The sequence below is a fragment of the uncultured Gulosibacter sp. genome (assembly GCF_963509965.1).
GTDB lineage: Bacteria > Actinomycetota > Actinomycetes > Actinomycetales > Microbacteriaceae > Gulosibacter.
On sequence record NZ_CAUPDE010000001.1, the window covers coordinates 20,252 to 43,447 of the forward strand.

The following is a 23,196-nucleotide window of genomic DNA, read 5'->3' on the forward strand; positions in this document are numbered from 1 at the left end:
CGTCGAGCTCGTGCTCGTCGGTGGCGTGCGAGTTGCTTCGCACGGGCGTATCCAACGCATGCTAGATGATTTCGGCAAACGGTTGCTGCGCGCCATCTCGAAATATCGCTCTCATGCGGGTAGGCGAGGCTGGCTCACTCCAGGTCGATACGAGTGATGTTCACCGGCTGGGCGGGCGGCCCATCGGTGGGTGAAGCGATTGCTTCGGCGACACCGTTGTTGATGATCTTTGACTGCAACTGATCCATGCCACCGGTGACCCGCCCAAATACCGTGTACCCGGGTGCCGGAAGCGGGGAATCTTCGTACACGATGAAGAACTGGCTGCCCATTGAATCGGGAGCCTGTGAGCGGGCCATCGCAATGGTGCCCGCGGGATAGATGCCGTCTTCGGGCACATTCTCGAGGGGACCGAAACTGTAACCCGGGCCACCGGTACCGGTGCCGGTTGGGTCACCGCACTGCAGCACGTAGATCCCCTCGGTGGTGAGTCGGTGGCAGGGCGTGTTGTCGTAGAAATGTGCCTGGCTAAGGGCAATGAAATTCGCGGCCGCCTGGGGTGCTCTATCCCCGGCGATTTCGATCTCGATAGTGACGTCGTCGTTCAGAGTCAGCGTGCCGGTCCAGGCGCGGCTTTCGGCAAACGACGGGTCGGGAAGCCCAACGATGGTGGGGTCGGTTGGGCGAGTGGCGGTAAACAGCAATTGTGAAGCAAGGGCCATCGCAACTGCCGCAATCAGTAGTGCCAGACCGAAACGTCCGTCACGGCGCTTGCGGTCGAGCTGGATGTCTTCGACCACCTGGCGTGCTTCCTGCTCGCGCTGGCGTCGGCCGGTAGCGCGCTGCTTGGCTGATTTGCTCACTTTTCCTCCGCATCAGTTGTGCCCAGAACGTGCACAACAATCCGCCGGTGAGTCTACTGCGCTCGCGCGCAATTGGGAGCGTAACAGTCTGGCTGTGTCAGGGGGCATACCATGACAGGTGATGACTACGCAGCAGACTCCGGGCTTTTCGCTCGCCGGTGGTGGCGCAAACACGGCGCCGCTGGCGGCCCGGATGCGGCCGCGCTCACTTGATGAGGTGGTGGGGCAGCGGCATCTGCTGCGCTCGGGATCGCCACTGCGTCGGCTGGCCGATGCAAGTGCTGCCGAGGCGGCGGGAACCTCGGTGATTTTGTGGGGGCCGCCAGGCACCGGTAAAACTACGATCGCCCAGGCATTGGCGAGCACCGGAAGCCGCCGATTCGTGCAGCTATCAGCAATCTCGGCGGGTGTGAAAGACGTGCGCACCGTGATGGAAGAGGCGATGCGGCATCGCGATTTCTACGGTGAAGGCACAGTGCTCTTCCTTGACGAGATCCATCGCTTCACCAAGGCTCAGCAAGATGCCCTGCTACCGGGAGTGGAGCAAGGTTGGGTGACGCTGGTGGCAGCAACCACTGAGAACCCTTCGTTTTCGGTGATTGCACCGCTGTTGAGTCGATCGCTGTTACTGACTCTGCGCAGCCTCGATGATGACGATCTCGGTGAGCTCATTGACCGCGCCGTTGCCGCGCCGCAGGGGCTCGGTGGCGAGCTCACTATGAGCGAATCGGCACGGTCGGCAATTATCCGACTGGCTTCTGGCGATGCTCGCCGCGCCTTGACAACGCTCGAAGCTGCAGCCGAGGCGGCGCGGGCGCAGGAACACCCAGAGATAAGCGATGCCGATGTTGAGTCGGCCTCAGATCAGGCGCTATTGCGCTATGACCAAAATGGCGATGAACACTATGACGTTGTCAGTGCGTTTATTAAATCGGTGCGGGGTTCTGATCCGGATGCGGCGCTGCATTATTTGGCGCGGATGATCGTTGCGGGAGAAGACCCGCGCTTCATCGCGCGCCGGTTAGTGATTCTCGCGGCCGAAGACATCGGGCTTGCTGACCCACAGGGGCTGGTGGTCGCCGAAGCGGCCGCGGCGACAGTGCAGCTGATTGGTATGCCCGAGGGGCGCATCCCGCTGGCCGAGGCGACGGTCTACCTCGCCACTGCACCAAAGTCGAACGCCGCCTATCTGGCAATTGATGAGGCGATTGCCGAGGTAAAACGCGGGGGTATTGGGTCGGTGCCGTCGCATCTGCGTGACGCGCACTATCCGGGTGCGCAGGCTTTGGGGCACGGCAAAGGCTACCGATATCCCCATGACACCGAGTTTGGGGTGTTGGCGCAACAATATCTTCCCGATCCATTGGTGGGGCGCGAATACTATTCGCCCACCGAGCACGGCTATGAGCGTGAATTGCGCGAGCGGCTGGCAAAACTGCGCCGCATCACGCGGGGACACTAGTCACATCACCCCCGGGTGAAGCGGGATGCGGCTGGATGCAGAAAGTGCTAAAGTTGCTGAGTTCGCGCTATATGTGAAACGGCTGCCGTATGGCTGCGGACATCTTGCGTTTGACGCCCCGAGTTCCAAAGGGAGGGGCGGAGAAGCAACGGTTCTGCGCGCTCACGCGCGCCAACGCAACAACGAAAGGAAGACACTTCGTGTCGAAGAAGTCGCGTACCCGCGCAAAGGTAAAGATGTCGCGCGCCCTCGGCGTACCCCTTACTCCCAAGGCTGCTCGCCTCATGGAGCGCCGCCCCTACGCTCCCGGTCAGCACGGTCGCACCCGTCGCCGCACTGAGGGTGACTACGCCGTCCGGCTGCGCGAAAAGCAGCGTCTGCGTGCCCAGTACGGGCTGCGCGAGAAGCAGCTGCGTAACACCTTCGAGCAGGCCCGCCGTATGGGTGGCGTATCGGGCGAGAACCTGATTGAACTGCTCGAGATGCGCCTCGACGCACTCGTGCTGCGCGCCGGTTTTGCTCGCACCACCGCGCAGGCGCGTCAGATGGTGGTGCACCGTCACATCCTTGTCGACGGCAAGATTGTCGACCGCCCCTCGTACCGCGTGACCCCCGGTCAGCTCATCCACGTGAAGCCGCGCTCGGAAGAACTGGAAATGTTCCAGGTCGCCGCCGCAGGCGGACACGCCGAGGTGCTGCCCGCCGTTCCCGGTTACCTGTCGGTCGAGCTCGACAAGCTGCAGGCGCGTCTTGAGCGCCGTCCCAAGCGTGACGAGGTGCCAATCATCTGCGATGTGCAGATGGTTGTTGAGCACTACTCGCGCTAACCATCACCAGCCGAGCCGAGTCGCTCGCTAAGATCGAGGGCGGGCTGTCAGCAGACAGCCCGCCCCATTCTATTTCCGGCACCTGCAAAGCAGTGCCACCCACAAACCGAGGAGAAAATTCTCATGACCGTAGGCGATATTGCCGGCCTCATCGCTGCTGGCGCTTTTGCAGTGCTGGTCTTGCTGCTCGCGGTACCCATCCTCAAACTTGCGGGCGTATTTACCGAACTGCGCCGTTCGGTGCGCACCTCCACCGATGAGCTGCTGCCGACTATTTCCGAACTGCACGTCAGCGCCACCGAAGCTAACCGCCAGCTTGCCAAGGTTGACGCCATCACCAGCAATGTGCACGAGACGACGAGCAATGTGAACTCACTGGTGGCACTCACCGCGGCCACAGTTGGTAGCCCGCTCATCAAGCTTGCCGGTTTTTCGGCTGCCGCTCGCGCCGGTTTCCAAGCGCTGCGTCCTCGCCGTCGCCGCAAGAACCACTAGCCCAATTCCTAACCACCAAGCTGCCTTCGTAACGCTGAATTGAGGAGAATTTCCATGCGTCCGTTCCTGCGCAACACCGCACTGGTAGCCGGCGGAATCGCCATCGGTTTCGTTGCCGCTCACCTGGTCAACTCAACCGAACGCGGCCGCGCGTTCTTTGCATCCGTCAACGAATTTGTCGACGGCTTCACCGGCGCGGTCAAAGACGGCTACCGGGCACGCACCGAGGCCATCTACTCCGCTATTGACCAGCGGGGCGATTAGCCCCAACGCCTCCCGCATTCCACACACGCTCGAGCAAGCCGCTCACGAACCGAATCGCAGAACATGAAGACCGCTGAAATCAAAGACCGCTATCTCAAGTTTTTCGCTGACCGCGGTCACACCGTCGTGCCGTCGGCATCCCTCGTGTCGGATGACCCGACCGTGATGTTCACCATCGCGGGTATGGTGCCGTTCATTCCCTACCTCACAGGTGTGGTGCCGGCCCCGTTTCCGCGCGCCACCAGCGTGCAGAAATGCATCCGCACCAACGATATTGAAGAGGTCGGGAAAACCCCGCGTCACGGCACCTTCTTTCAGATGGGCGGCAACTTCTCGTTCGGTGACTACTTCAAACGCGAAGCAATCGATTTTGCTTACACGCTGCTAACCACTGCCGAGGCTGAGGGTGGGCTCGGTTTCGACCCCAACGACCTGTGGGTCACGGTTTACGAGGGTGATGATGAGGCCTACGAGTACTGGCTCGAACTGAGCGATATTCCGGCCGAACGCATCCAGCGACTCGGAGCCGACACCAACTACTGGTCGGCCGGTAAGCCCGGCGGTCCGGCCGGCCCCGACAGCGAAATTTTCTTCGACCGCGGCCCCGAATACGGTGTTGACGGGGGGCCGGCAACCGACGACGACCGCTATGTCGAGATCTGGAACCTCGTGTTTATGCAGTACGAGCGTGGCGCCGATCTCGGCGACGGCACGTTTGAGATTCTCGGCGACCTCCCCAACAAGAACATCGACACCGGTATCGGTCTTGAACGCATCGCCTTCCTCAAGCAGGGCGTCGACAATATGTACGAGACTGACCAGGTGCGGCCGGTGCTCGACAAAGCCGCAGGGCTTGCGGGTAAGGCCTATGGCGATGACCCCGACGACGATGTGCGGATGCGTGTGGTTGCCGACCACGTGCGCTCGGCGCTGATGCTCATCGGTGATGGCGTACAACCCTCAAACGAGGGCCGCGGCTATATTCTGCGCCGCCTGCTGCGTCGCGTGGTGCGCAATATGCGACTGCTCGGGGTTGAAAAAGCGACGTTCCCCGAACTGTTCACCACCTCGATGCTCGCGATGCGTGACGCCTACCCCGAGGTTGAGCGCGATTTCGACCGCATCTCGCGCATCGCGATTGCCGAAGAAGAAACCTTCCTGCGCACGCTTGCACAGGGTACGACTATTTTTGAGCAGGCGGTCGATACCGCGCGTGCCGCGGGCACAACGATTATTTCGGGTGACACCGCGTTTAAACTGCACGACACATTCGGATTCCCGATTGACCTCACCCTCGAGATGGCTGCCGAGGCGGGCCTAAACGTCAACCGCGACAAGTTCGATGAGCTGATGAGCCAGCAGCGCGCCCGCGCCAAAGCGGATGCGAAATCACGCCGCTCGCAGCTGGCCGATCTCAGTGTGTACAGCGATTTGCGCGCGGCCGGTGAAACTACCTTCCTCGGACACGACGAGCTGCGGGGTGAGTCGGAAGTGCTCGGCCTGATCGTTAACGGCGAAAGCGTGCCGGTGGCGCGTGCCGGTGACCACGCCGAGATTATTCTGGCCGAGACCACGCTCTATGCCGAATCGGGTGGTCAAGACTCCGATCAGGGCTGGATCGTGCAACCAAGCGGCGGGTTCGAATCGACCGTCGTCGATGTGCAGAAGCCGGTGCCGGGCCTGATCTCACACACCGTGGATATCACCGCGGGAGAGATCGCGGTGGGAGACCGCGTTGAGACTGTGGTTGATGCCCAGTACCGGCGTGCGGCCTCGGAGGCGCACTCGGCAACGCACCTGATTCACGCAGCGCTGCGCGACACGCTCGGCCCGGATGCGCACCAGTCGGGTTCGTATAACAAGTCGGGCTACATGCGGCTCGACTTCAGCTGGTCACAGCCGCTTTCGGCTGAAACGCGCAGCGAACTGGAAGACATTGCCAATAACGCGATCCGCCAGAATCTTGAGGTGGTCACGCGCGAACTACCGCTGGATGAAGCGAAGGCGCTCGGTGCCCGTGCCCTATTCGGCGAAAAATACGGCTCGGTAGTGCGCATGGTTGATATCGGCGGCCCGTGGTCACGCGAGCTGTGCGGTGGCACTCACGTAACCTCCTCGGCTGAGATCGGCATCATTAACCTGATTGGTGAATCGAGCGTCGGTGCCCAAAACCGCCGTGTTGAGGCGCTGGTGGGGCGGGACGCGTTCAGCGAGTTCGCGGCCGAACGCGCCATCGTGCGTGAGCTCACCGGTGGTTTAAAAGTGCGTCGCGAGCAGCTCGCTGATCGGGTTCACGAGCTGGTTGACCAGCTCAAACGTGCTGAGAAACGCATTGCTGAGCTTGAATCGGCGCAGCTGAGTCAGCGTGTACCCGAACTGGTCGCCTCAGCGCAGAGCGTCGGAAAGGTTGAACTCGTTGCGGCTACGCTTGGCACGGTGCGTTCGGCAGATGATATTCGCCGACTGGTGCTCGATTTGCGTCAGCGAATGGCGTCGCGCCCGGCGGTGATTGTGCTCATTGGTGAGGCATCGGGGAAGCCCTCGGTAGTGGTTGCCACCACCGAATCGGCTCGCGATGCTGGCGCCAAGGCCGGGGCACTCGTGAAGGTTGCTGCCGGTGTGCTCGGTGGTGGCGGAGGCGGTAAACCCGATGTCGCCCAGGGCGGTGGGCAAGATGTGGGCCAGATTCCGGCAGCGCTTGATCGTATCCGCGACGAGGTTGCGGCACTCTAAATGCGTCGCGTTGTACGTTTCGGCATTGATGTCGGTAAAGCAAGAATCGGGGTTGCCCGCAGCGATCCTGACGGTCTGCTGGCGACGCCACTAGAAACAGTTGCTCGTGACCGTGAGGGGAGCGGGCATATTGACCGGATTGCGCAGCTGGCCGCGGAATACAATGCGGGCGAGTTTTACGTTGGTTATCCGCTTAACCTGCGCGGCGAATCAACCCCGTCAACCGACGACGCGGTTCGGGTTGCCCGAGAGCTCGCGGCAAGTGTCGAGCTGCCGGTTCGGCTCATTGATGAACGGCTGACGACGGTCTCGGCAACCCGCCAGTTTCAGGCCGCGGGTCGCAGCGCATCCCGGTCACGGTCGGTGATTGACCAGGCAGCCGCGGTAATACTGTTGCAACAAGCGCTCGACCAAGAGCGCGCCAGCGGAAATCTCGCGGGTCGCGAAATCGAAGTCGACGACGAGGACCAACTTGACTGAAGAACAGCAACCAAAATCCAGACGTGAGCTGCGCGCAGCTGAACGCACGCGCCAGCTGGCTGAATTGGCACGGCGTCAGCGCGAGCTTGAAGCGCAGCATGACGCGGTGAAACGCGCGCAGCAGGCCGAGTACGAGGCCGAACAAGCCGCGCAGCAGACCCCGCCGCCTCGCAAAGCCGAGGCGCAGCCGGTTGCACCGTCGGCAGAAAAGCGCGAGAAGATAGCTTCCGCATCGCCTACCACAGCGGCAGCGCCTCAGCAAGCCACTGACAAACCGCGCCCCGACAGTGCTGATACCGCCGAGGGCACCGCGGATACTGCCGAGGCGCCGGTTGAGGGAGTATCGGCCGATGATGCGTTCGCGCAGATCTTCGGTGATGGAGCCGTCGGGGCACACGATAACGACCGCAGCGCACCGGCCCCGGGCCGTCGTCGCCGTGTGGTGGTTAACCTGGTGGTTATCGGGCTGATTCTCGGGATGGTGGTCGGCGCCGGTGTGCTGGTGTGGAATGTCGCCGGAGACCGAATTATGAGCATCCTCAACAATGAACCTCGCGACTATGAGGGTGCCGGTAACGGCACCGAGGTAGAGTTCACAATCCTTCCCGGCGATACCGGCACTGACATCGCCAATCGACTCGAACAGCAGGGCGTTGTGCGCACCTCGGGCGCATTTATCGACGCCGTACTGGCCCGACCCGAAGAGCCACAGTTCCAGCCCGGCACCTACCGGCTGCAGCAAGAGATGAGTTCGGACGAGGCACTGGTGGCGCTGCTTGATGAGAGTAACCGCATCGAAAACACCGTCACCATCCCCGAGGGCACCCGTGAGACGGTCGTGTACGAACTGGTACAAGAAACCTATGGCATCTCTGTTGACGAGCTGAAAAAGCTCGCCTCGCAGCCGCAAACATTTGGTCTTCCCGAAGAAGCAAAATCACTCGAAGGCTTCCTCTTCCCAGCTACCTACACCTTCGCGCCGGATGTGAGTGCCAAGGAAGTGCTCCAGACCATGGTCGATCGCAGTTTCCAGGCGCTCGACCAGCAGGGGGTAGCGAAAGAAGATCGCTGGCAGATCGTGCTGATGGCTTCGCTCGTTGAGCGCGAGGCGCGACTTGACGAAGACTTCCCGAAAGTTGCGCGGGTGTTCTACAACCGCCTCGAAATCGATATGCCGCTGCAATCGGATGCGACGGTCACCTACTGGACCGAACAGACCCACCGCGCATCAACCACCGATGACGAGCGCGCCGATGAGAGTAACCCTTACAACACCTATGTGCACAGCGGAATGATTCCGGCACCGATTTCGAACCCGGGCGACCGGGCTATCGAAGCTGCCGTGCATCCTGCCGAAGGCGAGTGGCTTTACTTCGTAACGGTGGATCTAGAAACCGGCGAGACGGTATTTTCGACAACGTTTGAAGAACATGAACAGGCGGTGGCGAAGTGGCTGAAGTGGCTCGAAGACCACCCCGACTACGAGTAACAGCTGCGGGCTGACCCAGGAGAGCACGATGTGTCCGATGGTATTTCCCGAGGTGCCCACGGGCGCGGTGACGAGCGAACCCGCGCGTGGTCGCGGGGCGGCACGGTTGGCGGTGCTGGGTGATCCGATCGCGCACTCGAAATCACCGCAGCTGCAGCTGGCAGCGTATCGTCAGCTCGGCGTCGACTGGGAATACTGGCGATGGCAGGTTCCGGCAGGAAGCCTGCATGACCGGCTCGCCAATCGTGGCCAGGGGTGGCGCGGAGTTTCGGTAACAGCTCCGTTGAAGGCTGAGGCGCTCGCGTACGCAAGTTCGGCGGATCCGCTCGCTGAACTCACCGGCGCCGCCAATACACTCGTGTTCGCGACACTTGATCCGTCGGCACCGGCACACGCTGCCAATACCGATGTGGCCGGTATCGTCGCGGCCTTTGGCGGGCTGCAGCCGGTGCAAGGACGGGTGGATGTGCTCGGTGCTGGCGGTACCGCAGTTTCGGCCGTGGCGGCAGCAGCGCAGATGGGTGCGAACGAGGTGCGGGTGTTCGCGCGCCGGCCTGAAGCTGCCACCGCGCTCGTTGCCGGACTCGAACCGAAACTTGGCGGTGTGCAATTGCACGCACATGACCTTTCGACCTGGCAACCGGTCGGGGCTGCGGCGGTGATTGACACAGTTCCAGGTGGCTGCCCGGTGCGCCCAGACCTGCAAGTTTCGGACATGCCGCTGCTGTCGGCTGCCTACGACCCCTGGCCCACCGAACTTGCCCGGTGCTGGAACGGAACGGTGATTGCGGGCACTGAAATGTTATTGCAGCAGGCGGTGGTGCAGGTGCGACTGTTTACCGGACGCGGAGCCGATCATCCGTTGCCGAACGAATCGACAATCGTGCAGCAGATGCGCGTGGCGCTCAACAACCACGCCGACTGAGAAATTCATGAGACACTAGGCCAATGCTTCGTTGGCTCACTGCCGGGGAATCACACGGCCCCGAACTGCTCGCAATTTTGGAGGGACTGCCCGCCGGCATCCCCGTCTCGCTCGATGATATTCGTGCCGATCTGGCGCGTCGCAAACTCGGCTATGGCCGCGGCGGGCGCATGAAGTTTGAGCAGGATGAACTCACTCTGTCGTCGGGAGTGCGGCACGGCTATACCATTGCGTCGCCGCTGGGAATCCGCATCCAGAACACCGAGTGGCCCAAGTGGCAGCAGGTCATGTCACCCGAACCGGTGACCGACCCCGAGGTGTTCGCCACCGGTCGCGGCACTGGGCTGACCCGTCCCCGACCCGGGCATGCCGACCTTGTGGGGATGCAAAAATACGGTTTCGTCGAGTCGCGTCCGGCACTCGAACGTGCCAGCGCCCGCGAAACCGCGGCGCGCGTGGCGCTCGGCGCTGTAGCCAAGCGGTTTTTGGCAGAGCTCGGGGTTACCACAGTGAGCCACACCGTGGCAATTGGCACGGTCGAAGTGCCCGAAACCGCGAACTGGCCCACCGCTACAGACGTGGCCGCGATTGATGCCGACCCGGTGCGCTGCTTTGACGCTGAAACGAGCGTCCGGATGGTGGCCGCGATCGACGACACCCGTCACTCGGGTGACACTATCGGTGGGGTTACCGAGGTGCTCGTGTACGGTCTGCCGCCGGGGCTCGGCTCATATGTGCACTGGGACCGCCGCCTTGATTCACGACTAGCCGGGGCCCTCATGAGCATCCAGGCAATCAAGGGTGTGGAGATCGGTGACGGGTTTACCACTGCGCGTCGCCTTGGTAGCCAGGCACACGACGAACTGTACGGCGTTGACGGCAAGATCCACCGCGCATCCGACCGGGCCGGCGGTATCGAGGGTGGGATGACCACGGGCACCGTGCTACGGGTACGCACCGCCATGAAACCGATCGCCACCGTGCCACGGGCGCTGCATACGGTCGATATTGCCAACGGTGCGAATGCCACGGCACACCACCAACGTTCGGATGTGTGTGCGGTGCCGGCCTCTGGCGTTGTGGCTGAAGCCATGGTGGCGCTCGTGCTCGCCGATGCGGTGCTTGAGAAGTTCGGTGGCGACTCGCTCGCCGAGGTACAGCGCAATCTCGCGAACTATCTCGAGTCGATTCCGCAGGCGCTCACGACTGATCCGACAATTATCGACCCCGCAGCGGCAGCCACCGAGGTGGATGATTCGCCGATGGGTGATTCACTCAGCGAGTGGCGCGTATGAGCCTGGTGTTTATCGGGCCACCCGCCGCAGGAAAATCTCGAGCCGGCAAACGCGTAGCGCAGCGACTGCGCGCCAGCTACGCCGACACCGACAAGCTCTTTGCTCGCGAGCACGGGCCAATTCACGAGTTCATTCCGAGTGCCGGTGAGGCTGAGTTTCGCCGCATCGAGCGTGAGATCGTGCTGGCCGCGATTCGCGACTACGACGTCGTGTCACTCGGGGGAGGGGCCATCCTCGACCCCGATACTCAGGCCGAGCTGGAACGCGGCGACCATGTTGTGGTGCAGCTAGTGGCAAAGCCGGCGGCGATTGAAGAGCGCATCAGCGGTAAGAAAAATCGGCCGCTACTCAAGGGCATCGATAGCTGGATTGCCACCTATGAAGCGCGTAAACCAATCTATGACCGGCTCGCCGATATCACCATCGACACGAGTTTTCGACCGATGTGGCAGGTGGTGAACGAGGTGCGTCGCTATCTCAAACGAATTAACTCGCCGCTATTACCGAAACCGAATCTGCAACCGGTAGCCGGTGGCGGCGAAGCCAAGACGCCGAAGGAGAACGAACAGCAGTGACGAAGGTAACGCGTCTGAGCGTGGGCGACCACGGCCCGGTGCTGATTGGTCGGGGGCTGATTCATCGACTCGATGAACTGCTGCCCGAACTGCTCGGCGATCGAGTTGAACAGTTGCTGATCGTGCACCAGCCGACCCTGCGCAATATTGCCGAAGATCTGCACCGACTGCTCGGCGGAAGCTACCGGCGAGTGCTGATCGCCGAGGTTCCAGACGCTGAGGCCGGTAAACGGGTAGAAGTGGCACAGTTTTTGTGGGGCATTCTTGGCAAGAGCGATTTCACGCGCTCGGATGCCATCATCTCGCTCGGGGGCGGTGCGGCAACCGATCTCGGTGGCTGGGTGGCCGCATCGTGGCTGCGCGGAGTGAAAGTCGTGCATGTTCCGACCACTGTGCTCGCCATGGCGGATGCTGCCGTGGGTGGAAAGACCGGCATTAACACCGAGGAGGGGAAGAACCTCGTCGGGGCCTTCCACCTGCCCACCGGTGTGGTGTGTGATCTCGATGTGCTCGAGTCTCTTCCGCGCAATGAACTCGTAACCGGTTTTACCGAGGCAGTGAAGATCGGGTTCATTCACGAGCCCGAAATCCTCGACCTTATCGAGGCTGACCCCGAGCGCGCCACCGACCCGCGAAGCGATGAGTTCCGGCGCATTCTCGAACTGGCCGTTGCTTACAAACTGCAGGTAACCGCGGCCGATCTCACCGAGCAGGGTGGACGCGAGATGCTCAACTACGGGCACACCCTCGGCCACGCTATCGAACACACCGAGCGCTACCAGTGGCGTCACGGTGCGGCCGTGGCAGTGGGGATGCGGTTTGCCTCCGAACTTGCCCGACTCTCGGGGCGGCTCAGTGACGCCGACGCCGATCGGCACACCCGCATTCTGGAATTGCTCGGACTACCCACAAGCTATCCGCTGGGCCGCTGGCAGCAATTGCTGGCGGTGATGGCGCGCGATAAAAAAGCTCGCGGGGCGATGCTGCGGTTCGTGGTGCTTGAACGCATCGGTGCCCCGGCGATCATGACGGCACCGGACGAATCGCTGCTGTTTGCCGCCTACCAAGAGATCGCTTCCTAGCGGTCTCGCTTGCATCCAGTTTTACCGCTTACCGACGAGCTAAACTAGAACGTCGACTTTTAAACGCACAGAAGGGCCCGGTAATGGCAACCACCGCCGACATTAAGAACGGCATTGTCCTCATCCTCGATGGCCAGCTTTGGCAGGTCGTTGAGTTCCAGCACGTCAAGCCCGGTAAGGGCGGTGCGTTCGTGCGCACCAAGCTCAAGAACATCGTGCAGGGCAAAACCGTAGACAAGACCTTCAACGCCGGCGCCAAGATCGAAACCTCCACCGTTGACCGCCGTGACTACCAGTACCTCTACCAGGATGGCGACAGCTACGTCTTCATGGACGAGCAAGACTACGACCAGCTGAGCGTGCCTGACACCATCGTTGGCGACGCCGCCAAGTTCCTGCTCGAGCAGCAGGAAGTGCAGATCGCGATGTACCAGGGTGAACCGCTCTACATTGAGATGCCGCCGTCGGTTGTGCTCGAGATTACCTATACCGAGCCCGGCCTGCAGGGCGACCGATCGAACGCCGGCACGAAGCCCGCCACCGTTGAAACCGGTGCCGAGATTCAGGTGCCACTGTTCATTGACCAGGGCACGCGCGTGAAGGTAGACACCCGAACCGGTGAATACCTCGGCCGCGTTAACGACTAGTCAATGTCGGCACGCACCAAGGCGCGCAAGCGCGCGCTCGACATGCTCTACCAGGCCGAACTCACCGAACGCGCCGTTGAGGATGTGCTAGCCGCCGAGGCCGAACGCGCAGTGCACGAACCTGAACGGGCGGCGTCGTGGCGTTACGCTCGCGAAATTGTGCTCGGTGTCGACGAGCATGCGGCCGCAATTGAGGACCGCATCGCCGCTGCCGCTCGCGACTGGACGCTCGACCGGATGCCCCGTATTGATCGGGCACTGCTGCGCATCGGAGTGTGGGAACTCGTCTACAACGACGAAATCCCAGTGGGCGTGGCCATCAACGAGGCGATCGAACTCGCCAAACAGTACTCGACCGACGACTCAGCACGTTTCATTAACGGCGTGCTGGGCCGCATCGGTGACCAGCTCGAGAAGTAGTTGCCTTCCGGCGCCACTTCTACACGGGCCGCGGGCGATCTGAGGGCGGTGGAAGCCGCCTCATGATTCGATCGCGGCCCGTTCGCTATTCCCGTGGCGCGCGACGATATCAGCACCCCTCAATCGCACGGTGGCAGACTACTCAGTAGATCTAGCGAGCGGAGCCGCACCGCGCCGGTCTGGTAACCGTTCGATACTTTGGAAAGACTGCTATGAACATTGCAAAAGACACACAACACCCCTCGCCTGTCGACGCACAGCGCAGCTCGCTCGAGGTGGCGGTGATCACGGTGTCTGATCGCAGCGCTGCGGGTGAGCGTGATGATCTTTCGGGGCCTGCCGCTCGCGAAGTGCTGGAGACCGCGAATTTTCGGGTGAGTTTTGTGGCGACGGTGCCCGATTCTCGCAAGCAGATTCGCCAGACTGTCAAAGAAGCGATCGACTCGGGGGTCGCAGCTATTTTGCTCACCGGCGGCACCGGCATCGCGCCACGCGACAAGACCCCACAGGCAGTGGCGCCGCTGCTGACGATGCAGCTGCCCGGCATTGGCGAAGAACTGCGCCGCCGCGGTGTGGCAGCCGGTTCCCCGGGGGCGCTGCTCTCGCGCAGCTTCGGTGGCATTATTCGTGAAAAGGGCAAATACGAGGTGCTGGTGATCGCCGCTCCCGGCTCGGTTGGTGGCGCGAAAGACGGCGCCGAACTGCTGGTGCAGCTGGGCCGGCACGCCGCCCACCAGCTCGCCGGTGGTGACCACAGCTCCGGTGACGGTGCCAGCCTATGAGCGTGGTAATTGCCGAGATCAGCTCGGCACCACTTGATGTGGCGGCGCATCTGGCGGCGGTCTCACACGATCAGGCCGGTGCCGTCTCGTCGTTTGTGGGGTTCGTGCGTAACCACGATCCGGAAGCGCACGGCGAGGTGACCAGGCTCGACTATTCGGCGCATCCGGATGCTGCCCGGCTACTGCGCCAGCTCGCTGCGGAGGTCGCGGGAGCTCGAGGCGATACCGAGGGCGATATCGAGGTGCGGTTGGCGGTGTCACATCGCATTGGCGAGCTTGCCGTGGGTGATTGCGCCGTGGTGGTGTGTGCATCCTCGGCGCATCGTGCCCACGCAATTCGCTGCTGCAGTGAGCTGATTGAGCGCGTAAAACACGAACTGCCGATCTGGAAGCGGCAGCACACCGCTGACGGTGCCGCGCACTGGGTGGGGATTTCGTGACCGCGGTTTCGCTCGGTATTCCCGCGATTCGACAGCAACCGCCCGGTGACGACGGCGGTGACCCGTTTGCCGCGGGGCCACTGACCGACACTTTCGGGCGCGTGCATCGCGATCTGCGGGTGTCACTCACCGACAAGTGTTCGCTGCGCTGCACCTATTGCATGCCGGCCGAGGGGGTGCCGTGGCTGCCACAGCGGGAGGTGCTCACCACCGATGAAATTGTGCGCGTGGTGTCGGTGGCAGTGCGGCTGGGAATCACCGAGGTGCGGCTCACTGGGGGAGAGCCGCTGCTGCGCGCCGACATCACCGATGTGGTGGCTCGGCTGACGCAGCTTGAAACCGTGTCCGGGCAGCTTCGCGTGTCATTAACGACGAACGGTTTGCGGCTGCCGGAACTCATGGACGAACTCGTGGCCGCCGGCCTCGAACGGGTGAATGTTTCGCTCGACACCGTGAACGCGCAGCGCTATCAAGAACTCACGCGCCGCGACCGTTTCGCCCAGGCGGTGGCCGGTGTCGAGGCGGTGCAGCGCAGTGGGCTGCGACCATTCAAAATTAATGCGGTGGCGATGCGCGGCGTTAACGATGACGAACTGTGTGACCTGCTGCGGTTCGCGATTGCGCACGAGGCTGAGCTGCGGTTTATCGAGATGATGCCGCTGGATGCCGGACACAGCTGGCGGCGTGAAGAAATGGTGACCGCCGAAGAGATTTTGGCGTCGCTGGGGCGGGAATTTCGATTGACGCCGACGGGCGATCGTGCCTCGTCACCCGCCGAGCTGTTTCAAGTGAATGATGGCCCGCACACCGTCGGTGTGATCGGATCGGTAACACGACCGTTCTGCGGTGCCTGTGACCGCGTGCGGCTCACGGCCGATGGCCAGCTGCGTAACTGCCTCTTTGCGCGCGGAGAGTCGGATCTGCGGGAGATTTTGCGCGGTGATGCGGTAGCAGACGAACAAGACCGGCAAATCGCGCGGGTGATGCGGGCCGCCATCTTGGGTAAGCGCGCCGGTCACGGCATTAATGAGCCGGGATTTTTACAGCCCGATCGGCCCATGTCAGCAATCGGTGGGTAGTCGCGCGCAGCCTACCCACCGGCAAATGGCGGCAGCACATCCACCGTGCTGACGCTGTCGAGCGGGCAATCAGCTGTCGGTTCGTAGCGCACACCGTCAACAAAATAAGAGCACTGGGGGAGCACCTCGGCGAAAGCCTGGGGCAGCGTGCGAACGAGCTCGTCACGTAGCTTGGCAAGCGAGGATGCGGTGCTCGCGGTGGCCTCACATTCGGCTGCCGCGGCGGCGGCAGCAAAAAAACGAACCTGCATTAGTTGTCATCCTTCTCGGAGCGATCAGTGGGTGTTGCGTCAACCGATTGCCCGGCGCTGTGAGTGGCGGCCTCGATACTGTGACGTTCGATTTCTGCTCGCACGAGCGCATTCGCTGCGGCAACCGACTCGACGCGTCCCTGACCGAGCGCGAGCCCAATCATGAACGCTGTCACGGGGGCTCCGGGGCGCACCACCTCGTGCGCCACATCGCGCGCCATATCCAGGATGGATTCGAGCGGCACCTGGTCGGGGGTAACACCCAGCTGCGGGGCAAGCTGTGCCACCCAGGGTTCGAGGTCGGGATGCATTTCACGCGACATGGTCGTCCTGCTTTCGTTGTTGTTAACCCGGCGTATCGGCAGGCGGGCACCCACTCGCCGCAGTTGTTCCAGAGTATCGAGGTCGGCGGTGACACTGGCTGGCACCGAAATCTCCGCGAAGTTCAGCCCGCTGAGCACGCCACGCAGTGATGCGTTTGCGGGCACTTCGGCGGTCGCTTGCTGCAGAGCTTCGAGCCGGGCGCGAAACGAGGTCCACTGTCGACGGCCGTCGCTGACGAGTATCGCCCCGTCGGCCGAGTCGGCGGCATCCCAGCGCTCGAGTGCCCGAACCGCCTCGTGGGGACGCTGCAGATCGCAGGGGAGCACTGTCACGAGGGTGGTTTCAGGTAGGGATGCAAGCGCCGCGACTCCTGTGGCAAGGGCGCTTGCGGGTCCCGCAAAAACCGGGCTCTCGCGCACGAATCGATAGTCGCGCGGGGCCGCATCCGCCGCCGATTCTGGGCCCACAATCACCGGCGCCACCGAGAGTTCGCCGATCGCCGGGAGGGTGCGTTCGAGGAGGGTTTGGCCATCGAGTATCACGCGCGCTTTATCCGCGCCGCCAAGCCGCGTCGCCCGCCCTCCGGCGAGCACCACAGCCGCCGTTAGTCGCGCAGCCATTCGCCGCTTTTACCGCCGGTTTTACGAACCAGCTCAATCCGCTCAATCGCCACCTGCTTGTCGATACCCTTCACCATGTCGACGATGGCGAGCGCCGCCACCGAAACCGCGGTGAACGCCTCCATTTCGACGCCGGTGCGGTCGGCAGTGCCCACGGTGGCCGTGATTTCGACGCCTTCATCGGTGATTTCCAGATCAACCGAGGCGGCGTGCACACCGATGATGTGGGCAAGCGGCAAAAGCTGTGCACACTGTTTGGCGCCGGCGATTCCGGCGATACGCGCCAGGGCCAACACATCGCCCTTGGGAACGCTCTGGTCGCGCAGCGCCGCCACCACCGCGGGCGGGCAGCTCACTCGGCCGCGGGCGGTGGCTGAGCGCACCGTGGGCTGCTTATGGGTCACATCAACCATGTGCACGTGACCGGCAGCATCCAGGTGGGTGAAATGCGTCATTCGAGGATCCTCCAAATAGTGAGTTCATCGCCGGGCAGCACCTGCGCGACACTCGCTGGAATGAGGGCGAGCCCCTCGGCTGCGGCGAGCCTCGCCACCAGATGCGAACCCGAGCCGCGCTCGGTTGCCGGGGTGACGCGCTGTGCATCCACCCAGCGAACGGGCATGAGCTGGGCGCGTGCCGCCGAGGTGCGCCAGCCGGTTGCCGCGATTGCCGAAAGCGTTTGATGGGTCGGCCCTCGCGAGCCAGCCAGGCGAGCCAGTGCCGGGCGCACAAAGGCCTCAAACGAGGCAAATACGCTCACCGGATTGCCCGGCAGGGCAAACAACAGCGCTCCCGAGGGGGCACGGCCAAAACCCTGAGGCTTACCGGGCTGCATCGCGACCTTGGTGAACTCGACCTGCCAATTGCTGCGCGTGAGCTCGAGCCGCACCACATCAAAGGCGCCGACGCTGACGCCCCCGGTGGTGATGATCACATCGGCGCGCTGCGCCGCCTGCTCGAGCGCGGTAAGTAGCCCGGCGCCCGAATCATCGGCGCGGATTGCATCCACCACCTCGGCACCCGACTCGGCGATCAGGCCCTGCAGCAGCGTGCGGTTTGAGTCGTAGAGCTGGCCCCGCTGCAGCGGCATTCCGGGATCGACGAGCTCATCACCAGTAGAGACGATCACCACGCGCGGGCGGGGATGCGCGAGCACCTCGGCGACGCCGCAGGCAGCTAGCGCCGACAGGCGTCGGGCCCCGAGGAAGTCGCCGGCCGCTGCCACGCGGTCGCCGCAGTGCAGATCTTCGCCGCGCCGGCGAATATGTGCGCCGGGTCGCGGTGGTGTCGTGACGCGAATTTGTTTGGGAAGCTCGGCGGTGATATCGGTGCCGAGATCGGTCGCCTCCAGCGGCACGACCGCGGTGGCTGCGGTGGGCACCGGTGCGCCGGTCATGATGCGCGCACACTCACCGTGTTGCAGCGGCGGGTCGATGGGCGCTCCGGCGGGCACATCCGCGACCACCGGGAACTCTGCCGGTGCCGGCATCAGGGCATCGATGCGCACGGCATAGCCGTCCATTGCCGAATTATCGGCGGTCGGCAAATCGATTGTGGAGTGCACATCCTCGGCCAGATAGCAGCCGAGCGCCGAGTCGAGCAGCATTTTTACCGGCGTGAGCGGGTGGGCCTGCTGCAAGACCAGGTCGAGATGCTCGGTAAGTGGTCGTAGTGTCACAGCTCGGTTCCTTCGGTGTTCGGATGCGCGCGCAGCGGCATTTCGCGAATGGTGGCGCCCAGCGTGTCCCACAGCTGTACGCGGCCGATGAGCGGCCGCCCAATACCCGTCAGGAGTTTGATCGTTTCACCGGCCATTGCTGAACCGACCTGCCCGCACAGCGGCGAAAATGTGCCCTCAACCGAGCCCGATCGGCCCGGGCAGCTGAGCATCCGGTCGCGATCAATCAGCGCGTCGATACCGGCGCCACCGGGCGCAAACACGGTGCACATCCCGTCAAACGCGACGACCGAACCCCACACCAGCGGCACACCCAACCGTTCGCAGGTATCGGCCACAACAAAGCGCGTTGGCCAGTGGTCGGTGGTGTCGAGCACCACATCGTGATCGGCGAGTAGCCGCTCGGCATTTTCGGCGGTGAGGCGTTCCAAAACCGGGCGGATGCTGCCGTGCGGCATCGCGCTCGCGAGCCGATCACGGGCCCGTTCGGCCTTGTACCCGCCAATATCAGCTTCGCGGTAGAGCGTCTGACGCGACAGGTTGTGGCGCTCGATCGTGTCGAAGTCGAACAGCGTGATGGTGCCCACCTCGGCGCCCGCGAGCAGTGTCAGTGCCGGGGTCGCGAGCCCGCCGGCACCGACCACCGCGATCCGCGCGGCGGTGAGTTTTGCGGCACCGGCCTCGCCTACACCCGCCAGCGCAATGTGGCGTCGTTGCCGTTCACGAGTGTCGGAGTGTTCGAGCTGCATGAGATTCAGGCTAGCGCGTCGTTTCGGGTAGTCTGGTGGCACCCGGATATACGGGTAGTACACCCCGCGTCGTCGCAGTGGTGCGGTTTTTTGTAGCCAAACCTGGCACAAGCATCGACAATGAAGAGGTGTGGACCCATGCGTAAACCACTGCGATTGATTGCCCTACTTGGTGCGGCGGCGATGGCGCTCACCGGCTGCGCCGGTGAGGCTTCGACCGAGGCGGCACCGCTGGAAGTGCACGTCGCGGCCTCGCTCAAAGAGCCCATGACCGAGCTCATGAGCGACTACCAAAAAGAACACCCCGATATGGAATTTGCGCCGTTGACTACAGCCGGTTCGCAGCAGCTTGTGCAGCAGGTGAATGAGGGTGCCCCGGTTGATGTGCTCGCACTCGCCGACGAAACCAGCCTCACGCAGCTTGAGGGTGACCACGCCGACGGCTTCGAAATTTTTGTCGAAAACTCGCCGGTGGTGGTGACGACCGAGGACGCGGCTGCGCGAATTAAATCGGTGGCAGATCTTGCCGACGCGAACAACAAGGTCGTTATTTGCCACTCGAACGTGCCCTGCGGTCGCGCCACCGAACGCCTCTTTGAAGAGGCTGGCGTGTCGGTTTCGGTGGTGAGCGAAGAAGACAATGTTAAGGCCGTGCTCACCAAGGTGACGCTCGGTGAGGCTGATGCCGGTGTGGTGTATCGCAGCGATGTGGTGGGAGTAGACGGAGTGGAGTTTTTTGCCCCCGAAGAAGCCGCTGAAATCGTGAACCGCTACCCGATCGGGGCGCTCAGCGACCACCCCCACGCCCAATCGTTCATCGACTATGTGCGCGGTGAACACGGCCGCGAGGTGCTCGAGCGTTACGGGTTCATGGTGCCCGACGGTAAATAATCACATCGGCGATGGCGCAAAATCAGCGAGAGCGTGAGGCAGCCGGTGCTGGCGAGCGTGCGAACCAAGCGGCACCCACCCGCGTGACCGGCAACCAGCCCATCCGTGATGTGCCGGTGCTGGTGGTGATCGCGGCAATCATCACGCTGCTGTTCATTGTGGCGCCGCTATTGGCGCTGGCGGGACGGGTGGAGTGGTCTGCGCTCACAGAGCAGCTCACGAGTCCCAGCACGCTCGTGTCGCTGGGACTCTCACTCGGCACCGCCTTTGCCGCCACCATCGTGTGCGCGCTGCTGGGAGTGCCGCTGGCAATGTGGACAGCTCGCCTGAGCCCCACTGCCGCGGCTGCCGCGCGCGCCGTGGTACTGGTGCCGATGCTGATGCCGCCGCTTGTGGGCGGGCTCGCGCTACTGGCACTATTCGGGCGAAACGGTGCGGTGGGACACCTGTTCACGAGCCTCACCGGCGAGCAGATCCCGTTCTCGACCGCCGCCGTCGTGATTGCCCAAAGCTATGTGGCGCTGCCGTTTTTTGTGCTCGCCGTTGAGCAGGCGATCCGGGCGGTTGATCCACGGCTGGAACTCGTGGCGCGCGGTTTGGGAGCTTCCCGGGGCCGTGTTTGGTGGCGAATCACGCTTCCGCTAATCGCTCCGGCAATCGCCTCGGGCGCCATGCTGAGTTTTTCGCGGGCACTCGCCGAATTTGGTGCCACAGCCATGTTCGCTGGCAACCGCGAGGGCATCACTCGCACGATGCCGCTATCGATCTACACGGCATTTAATGGCGGCGGCGTATCGGCGCAGGAAGCCTATACGCTGTCGCTGATTCTGATAACGGCCGCGGTTATCGTCATGGTGGCGCTGCGCTCTTGGCGCGTGGGAGGTGAGCGGCGATGAACCGCAACACGAACAGCCTGCCGCTCGCCGGCCGCATCCTGGTGCCGCGCGATCGGATCACCGTCGACATTGATTTCACGGTCACCGAGGCAGAACGAATTGCGTTCATCGGCGCCAATGGCTCGGGAAAATCAACGCTGCTCGGTGCTCTCACCGGGTTCGCACCGATCGACCGCGAAAGCACCATCACACTCTTCGGTACACCGCTTCGCGATGTGCCGCTCGACCAGCGCCACATCGGCTACCTCGCACAGGACGGACTGCTGTTTCCGCATCTGAGCGCCGTCGACAATGTTGCCTTTGCCACCGGACTACCAAAAGCCTCGGCGCGCAGCCGCGCTCACGAAATCCTCGCCGAGCTCGCCGCAACAAAACTCGCCGATGCTCGCCCCGGCGAACTTTCGGGTGGTGAGCGTCAGCGGGTGGCGCTTGCCCGAGCACTTGCCGCAGCGCCGCGCATCCTGGTGCTTGACGAACCATTCGCGGCGCTGGATGTGAGCGCGAGCGCCGAGCTGCGCGAACTCGTAGCGTCGGCGGCAGCAAGGCACGGACTGACGCTGCTTTTTGCCAGCCACGACCTCGTGGATGTGGTGCGGCTCGCCGAACGAGTGATCGTGATTGAGGCTGGCCGAGTGATTGAAGACTTGCATGTTGGCGAGCTGCAGCGGCGGCCGCGCAGCGCGTTCGCCGCCGAATTTGCGGGGCTGGCGCGGATTAACGGTGAAATCATCGACGGCGCCTTCCGCTGCGCGGCGGGCAGCGTGCGGCTCGATGGCCGCTTCGGCGCCGAGCCGCACACTGTCGAGGCGGTGCCGGGCTCAGCAACGCTACTCGTGCCGGCCGCATCCGTACTGCCGGTGCCGGCCGAAGCTGCCGATTGGAATGACCGTGTGGTGGCGCTGCTGGGAGACGGCACCGAGGTGCTCGCGCAGCTTGCGAGCGGGCTGCGGATGCGGCTGCCGAACTCGACTCTGCGGGTGGGGGATGAACTGGCGGTTCGGATCTGTGCCGGTGAACTTGTCGAAGGTCTCTAGCCCGCGACCCAACCGACCGGTGACGCTCGCGCTACAGCTCCTGATCGCAACCGGCGATCCGCTGCGGATGGGTGTAGATCGTCGCGCGTTCACCCCGGCTAAACCCGACGAGCGTGATGCCCACCTCATCGGCGAGCTCTGCAGCGAGGCTCGACGGCGCCGAAACGGCTGCCATGACGGGGATTCCGGCCAAGTGACACTTTTGGACGAGCTCGAACGAGGCTCGACCCGACACCTGCATGACCGTCTCGGTGGCCGGCAGCCGATCGTCGCGTAGCGCGGCGCCGATCACCTTATCGACGGCATTATGCCGACCGACATCCTCGCGCACATAGAGCGCGGTGCCATTGAAGCGGAACAAACCGGCGGCGTGCAGCCCGCCGGTGCTGTCAAAAAGGCGCTGCTCGGAGCGCAATAGCTCGGGAAGCTCGAGGAGCGTTTCGCGAGCAACGGTAGCCGAGCCGGTATCGCATCCGAAGACACTGCTGCGACGCACCGCATCGATCGATGTGGTACCGCACACACCACAGGCCGAGGTGGTGATCACCCTCCTGGCAGTGATGGCATCCGCTGCCAGCTGCGGCAGCGTCGCATCGATCACATTCCACGAGCGGTCGCCATTTTCATCCACGTTTTCGCCGCAATAGCGCATTGAATGCAGCTGCTCGCGATGCCAGATGAGCCCCTCGCTGACGAGGTTACCGGCGACAAGATCAAAATCATCGCCGGGGGTGCGCATAGTGACAGCCAGCTGGCGGTCGTTGACGCGAATCTCCAGGGGCTCCTCACCGGCGAGCGTATCGCGGCGAAGTTTGTGGCCACCGTCGGCATAGATGACGAGCGTGCGGCGACGCTTGGTGACGCGGCGGGATGCGGGGGAGTGCGACATCGCCAC

General features: G+C 63.1%; 26 protein-coding genes. 19 read left to right on the forward strand and 7 right to left on the reverse strand.

The features are described 5' to 3' along the window. Positions 1-134 precede the first annotated feature (134 nt). A complete protein-coding gene (locus RQ865_RS00095) occupies positions 135-863 on the reverse strand; it encodes a peptidylprolyl isomerase (protein WP_311476403.1) in 729 nt (242 codons plus the stop codon). Positions 864-984: 121 nt separating this feature from the next. On the opposite strand from RQ865_RS00095, the gene RQ865_RS00100 reads away from it, so the two are divergent. The 16 genes from RQ865_RS00100 to moaA all read left to right on the forward strand — a co-directional run bounded on the left by RQ865_RS00100 (position 985) and on the right by moaA (position 15,858). Continuing rightward, positions 985-2,325 carry a replication-associated recombination protein A gene (locus tag RQ865_RS00100; protein WP_311476405.1) on the forward strand — a complete coding sequence of 447 codons (1,341 nt, stop codon included), beginning with the start codon at positions 985-987 and terminating at the stop codon, positions 2,323-2,325. A gap of 200 nt (positions 2,326-2,525) precedes the next feature. Beyond that, complete coding sequence (gene rpsD / locus RQ865_RS00105) at positions 2,526-3,152, forward strand: 30S ribosomal protein S4 (RefSeq protein ID WP_311476407.1); 627 nt, start codon at positions 2,526-2,528, stop codon at positions 3,150-3,152. 123 nt (positions 3,153-3,275) lie between these two features. Beyond that, positions 3,276-3,647 (forward strand): DUF948 domain-containing protein, encoded by a 372-nt coding sequence (locus RQ865_RS00110; RefSeq protein WP_311476409.1) that lies wholly within the window; start codon positions 3,276-3,278, stop codon positions 3,645-3,647. 54 nt (positions 3,648-3,701) lie between these two features. Beyond that, on the forward strand, positions 3,702-3,911 hold the full coding sequence (locus RQ865_RS00115) for a hypothetical protein (RefSeq protein WP_311476411.1): 210 nt from the start codon (positions 3,702-3,704) through the stop codon (positions 3,909-3,911). A gap of 63 nt (positions 3,912-3,974) precedes the next feature. Further along, entirely contained in the window at positions 3,975-6,644 is a 2,670-nt protein-coding gene (alaS, locus tag RQ865_RS00120) for an alanine--tRNA ligase (RefSeq protein ID WP_311476414.1), read from the forward strand. Further along, positions 6,645-7,124, forward strand: coding sequence for a Holliday junction resolvase RuvX (gene ruvX, locus RQ865_RS00125; protein ID WP_311476417.1), 480 nt, complete (start codon positions 6,645-6,647; stop codon positions 7,122-7,124). It abuts the gene before it with no gap. After that, positions 7,117-8,613 (forward strand): endolytic transglycosylase MltG, encoded by a 1,497-nt coding sequence (gene mltG, locus RQ865_RS00130; protein WP_311476418.1) that lies wholly within the window; start codon positions 7,117-7,119, stop codon positions 8,611-8,613. The genes ruvX and mltG overlap by 8 nt, the downstream gene beginning before the upstream one ends. Before the next feature lie 28 nt (positions 8,614-8,641). Next, positions 8,642-9,538, forward strand: coding sequence for a shikimate dehydrogenase (locus RQ865_RS00135; RefSeq protein WP_311476421.1), 897 nt, complete (start codon positions 8,642-8,644; stop codon positions 9,536-9,538). 23 nt (positions 9,539-9,561) lie between these two features. Further along, positions 9,562-10,833 (forward strand): chorismate synthase, encoded by a 1,272-nt coding sequence (gene aroC / locus RQ865_RS00140; protein ID WP_311476423.1) that lies wholly within the window; start codon positions 9,562-9,564, stop codon positions 10,831-10,833. Then, positions 10,830-11,408, forward strand: a complete 579-nt coding sequence (locus RQ865_RS00145) for a shikimate kinase (protein ID WP_311477024.1) — start codon at positions 10,830-10,832, stop codon at positions 11,406-11,408. Before aroC ends, RQ865_RS00145 begins: the two co-directional genes overlap by 4 nt. Then, on the forward strand, positions 11,405-12,490 hold the full coding sequence (gene aroB, locus RQ865_RS00150; RefSeq protein WP_311476425.1) for a 3-dehydroquinate synthase: 1,086 nt from the start codon (positions 11,405-11,407) through the stop codon (positions 12,488-12,490). The genes RQ865_RS00145 and aroB overlap by 4 nt, the downstream gene beginning before the upstream one ends. 83 nt (positions 12,491-12,573) lie before the next feature. After that, positions 12,574-13,137 (forward strand): elongation factor P, encoded by a 564-nt coding sequence (gene efp / locus RQ865_RS00155; RefSeq protein ID WP_311476429.1) that lies wholly within the window; start codon positions 12,574-12,576, stop codon positions 13,135-13,137. Between the two features lie 3 nt (positions 13,138-13,140). Further along, complete coding sequence (gene nusB, locus RQ865_RS00160; RefSeq protein ID WP_311476431.1) at positions 13,141-13,557, forward strand: transcription antitermination factor NusB; 417 nt, start codon at positions 13,141-13,143, stop codon at positions 13,555-13,557. Between the two features lie 212 nt (positions 13,558-13,769). Continuing rightward, positions 13,770-14,339 carry a molybdenum cofactor biosynthesis protein B gene (locus tag RQ865_RS00165; RefSeq protein ID WP_311476433.1) on the forward strand — a complete coding sequence of 190 codons (570 nt, stop codon included), beginning with the start codon at positions 13,770-13,772 and terminating at the stop codon, positions 14,337-14,339. Beyond that, positions 14,336-14,779: a molybdenum cofactor biosynthesis protein MoaE gene (locus RQ865_RS00170; protein ID WP_311476435.1), complete on the forward strand. Its 444-nt coding sequence runs from the start codon at positions 14,336-14,338 to the stop codon at positions 14,777-14,779. Before RQ865_RS00165 ends, RQ865_RS00170 begins: the two co-directional genes overlap by 4 nt. Then, entirely contained in the window at positions 14,776-15,858 is a 1,083-nt protein-coding gene (gene moaA, locus RQ865_RS00175) for a GTP 3',8-cyclase MoaA (protein WP_311476437.1), read from the forward strand. The genes RQ865_RS00170 and moaA overlap by 4 nt, the downstream gene beginning before the upstream one ends. 11 nt (positions 15,859-15,869) lie before the next feature. Here moaA and RQ865_RS00180 read toward each other — a convergent pair whose 3' ends face one another. The 5 genes from RQ865_RS00180 to RQ865_RS00200 are packed head-to-tail and all read right to left on the reverse strand — an operon-like array spanning position 15,870 to position 19,480. Further along, positions 15,870-16,109, reverse strand: coding sequence for a MoaD/ThiS family protein (locus RQ865_RS00180; RefSeq protein WP_311476443.1), 240 nt, complete (start codon positions 16,107-16,109; stop codon positions 15,870-15,872). Beyond that, a complete protein-coding gene (locus RQ865_RS00185) occupies positions 16,109-17,053 on the reverse strand; it encodes an NTP transferase domain-containing protein (RefSeq protein WP_311476445.1) in 945 nt (314 codons plus the stop codon). Before RQ865_RS00185 ends, RQ865_RS00180 begins: the two co-directional genes overlap by 1 nt. Then, entirely contained in the window at positions 17,038-17,508 is a 471-nt protein-coding gene (gene moaC / locus RQ865_RS00190; protein ID WP_311476447.1) for a cyclic pyranopterin monophosphate synthase MoaC, read from the reverse strand. Before moaC ends, RQ865_RS00185 begins: the two co-directional genes overlap by 16 nt. Beyond that, a complete protein-coding gene (glp, locus tag RQ865_RS00195) occupies positions 17,505-18,731 on the reverse strand; it encodes a gephyrin-like molybdotransferase Glp (protein ID WP_311476448.1) in 1,227 nt (408 codons plus the stop codon). Before glp ends, moaC begins: the two co-directional genes overlap by 4 nt. Next, positions 18,728-19,480 carry a HesA/MoeB/ThiF family protein gene (locus tag RQ865_RS00200; protein WP_311476450.1) on the reverse strand — a complete coding sequence of 251 codons (753 nt, stop codon included), beginning with the start codon at positions 19,478-19,480 and terminating at the stop codon, positions 18,728-18,730. The genes glp and RQ865_RS00200 overlap by 4 nt, the downstream gene beginning before the upstream one ends. 138 nt (positions 19,481-19,618) lie before the next feature. Here RQ865_RS00200 and modA point away from each other — a divergent pair, with 138 nt between their 5' ends. The 3 genes from modA to RQ865_RS00215 are packed head-to-tail and all read left to right on the forward strand — an operon-like array spanning position 19,619 to position 22,301. After that, the gene (gene modA, locus RQ865_RS00205; RefSeq protein WP_311476452.1) at positions 19,619-20,371 is read left to right on the forward strand and encodes a molybdate ABC transporter substrate-binding protein; all 753 of its coding nucleotides are present in this window, start codon (positions 19,619-19,621) and stop codon (positions 20,369-20,371) included. Positions 20,372-20,382: 11 nt separating this feature from the next. Next, the gene (locus RQ865_RS00210; protein ID WP_311476454.1) at positions 20,383-21,267 is read left to right on the forward strand and encodes an ABC transporter permease subunit; all 885 of its coding nucleotides are present in this window, start codon (positions 20,383-20,385) and stop codon (positions 21,265-21,267) included. Continuing rightward, positions 21,264-22,301 carry an ATP-binding cassette domain-containing protein gene (locus RQ865_RS00215; RefSeq protein WP_311476456.1) on the forward strand — a complete coding sequence of 346 codons (1,038 nt, stop codon included), beginning with the start codon at positions 21,264-21,266 and terminating at the stop codon, positions 22,299-22,301. Before RQ865_RS00210 ends, RQ865_RS00215 begins: the two co-directional genes overlap by 4 nt. 31 nt (positions 22,302-22,332) lie before the next feature. On the opposite strand, the gene fdhD is transcribed toward RQ865_RS00215, so the two are convergent. Next, positions 22,333-23,190, reverse strand: a complete 858-nt coding sequence (fdhD, locus tag RQ865_RS00220) for a formate dehydrogenase accessory sulfurtransferase FdhD (RefSeq protein WP_311476457.1) — start codon at positions 23,188-23,190, stop codon at positions 22,333-22,335. Positions 23,191-23,196: the final 6 nt, after the last annotated feature.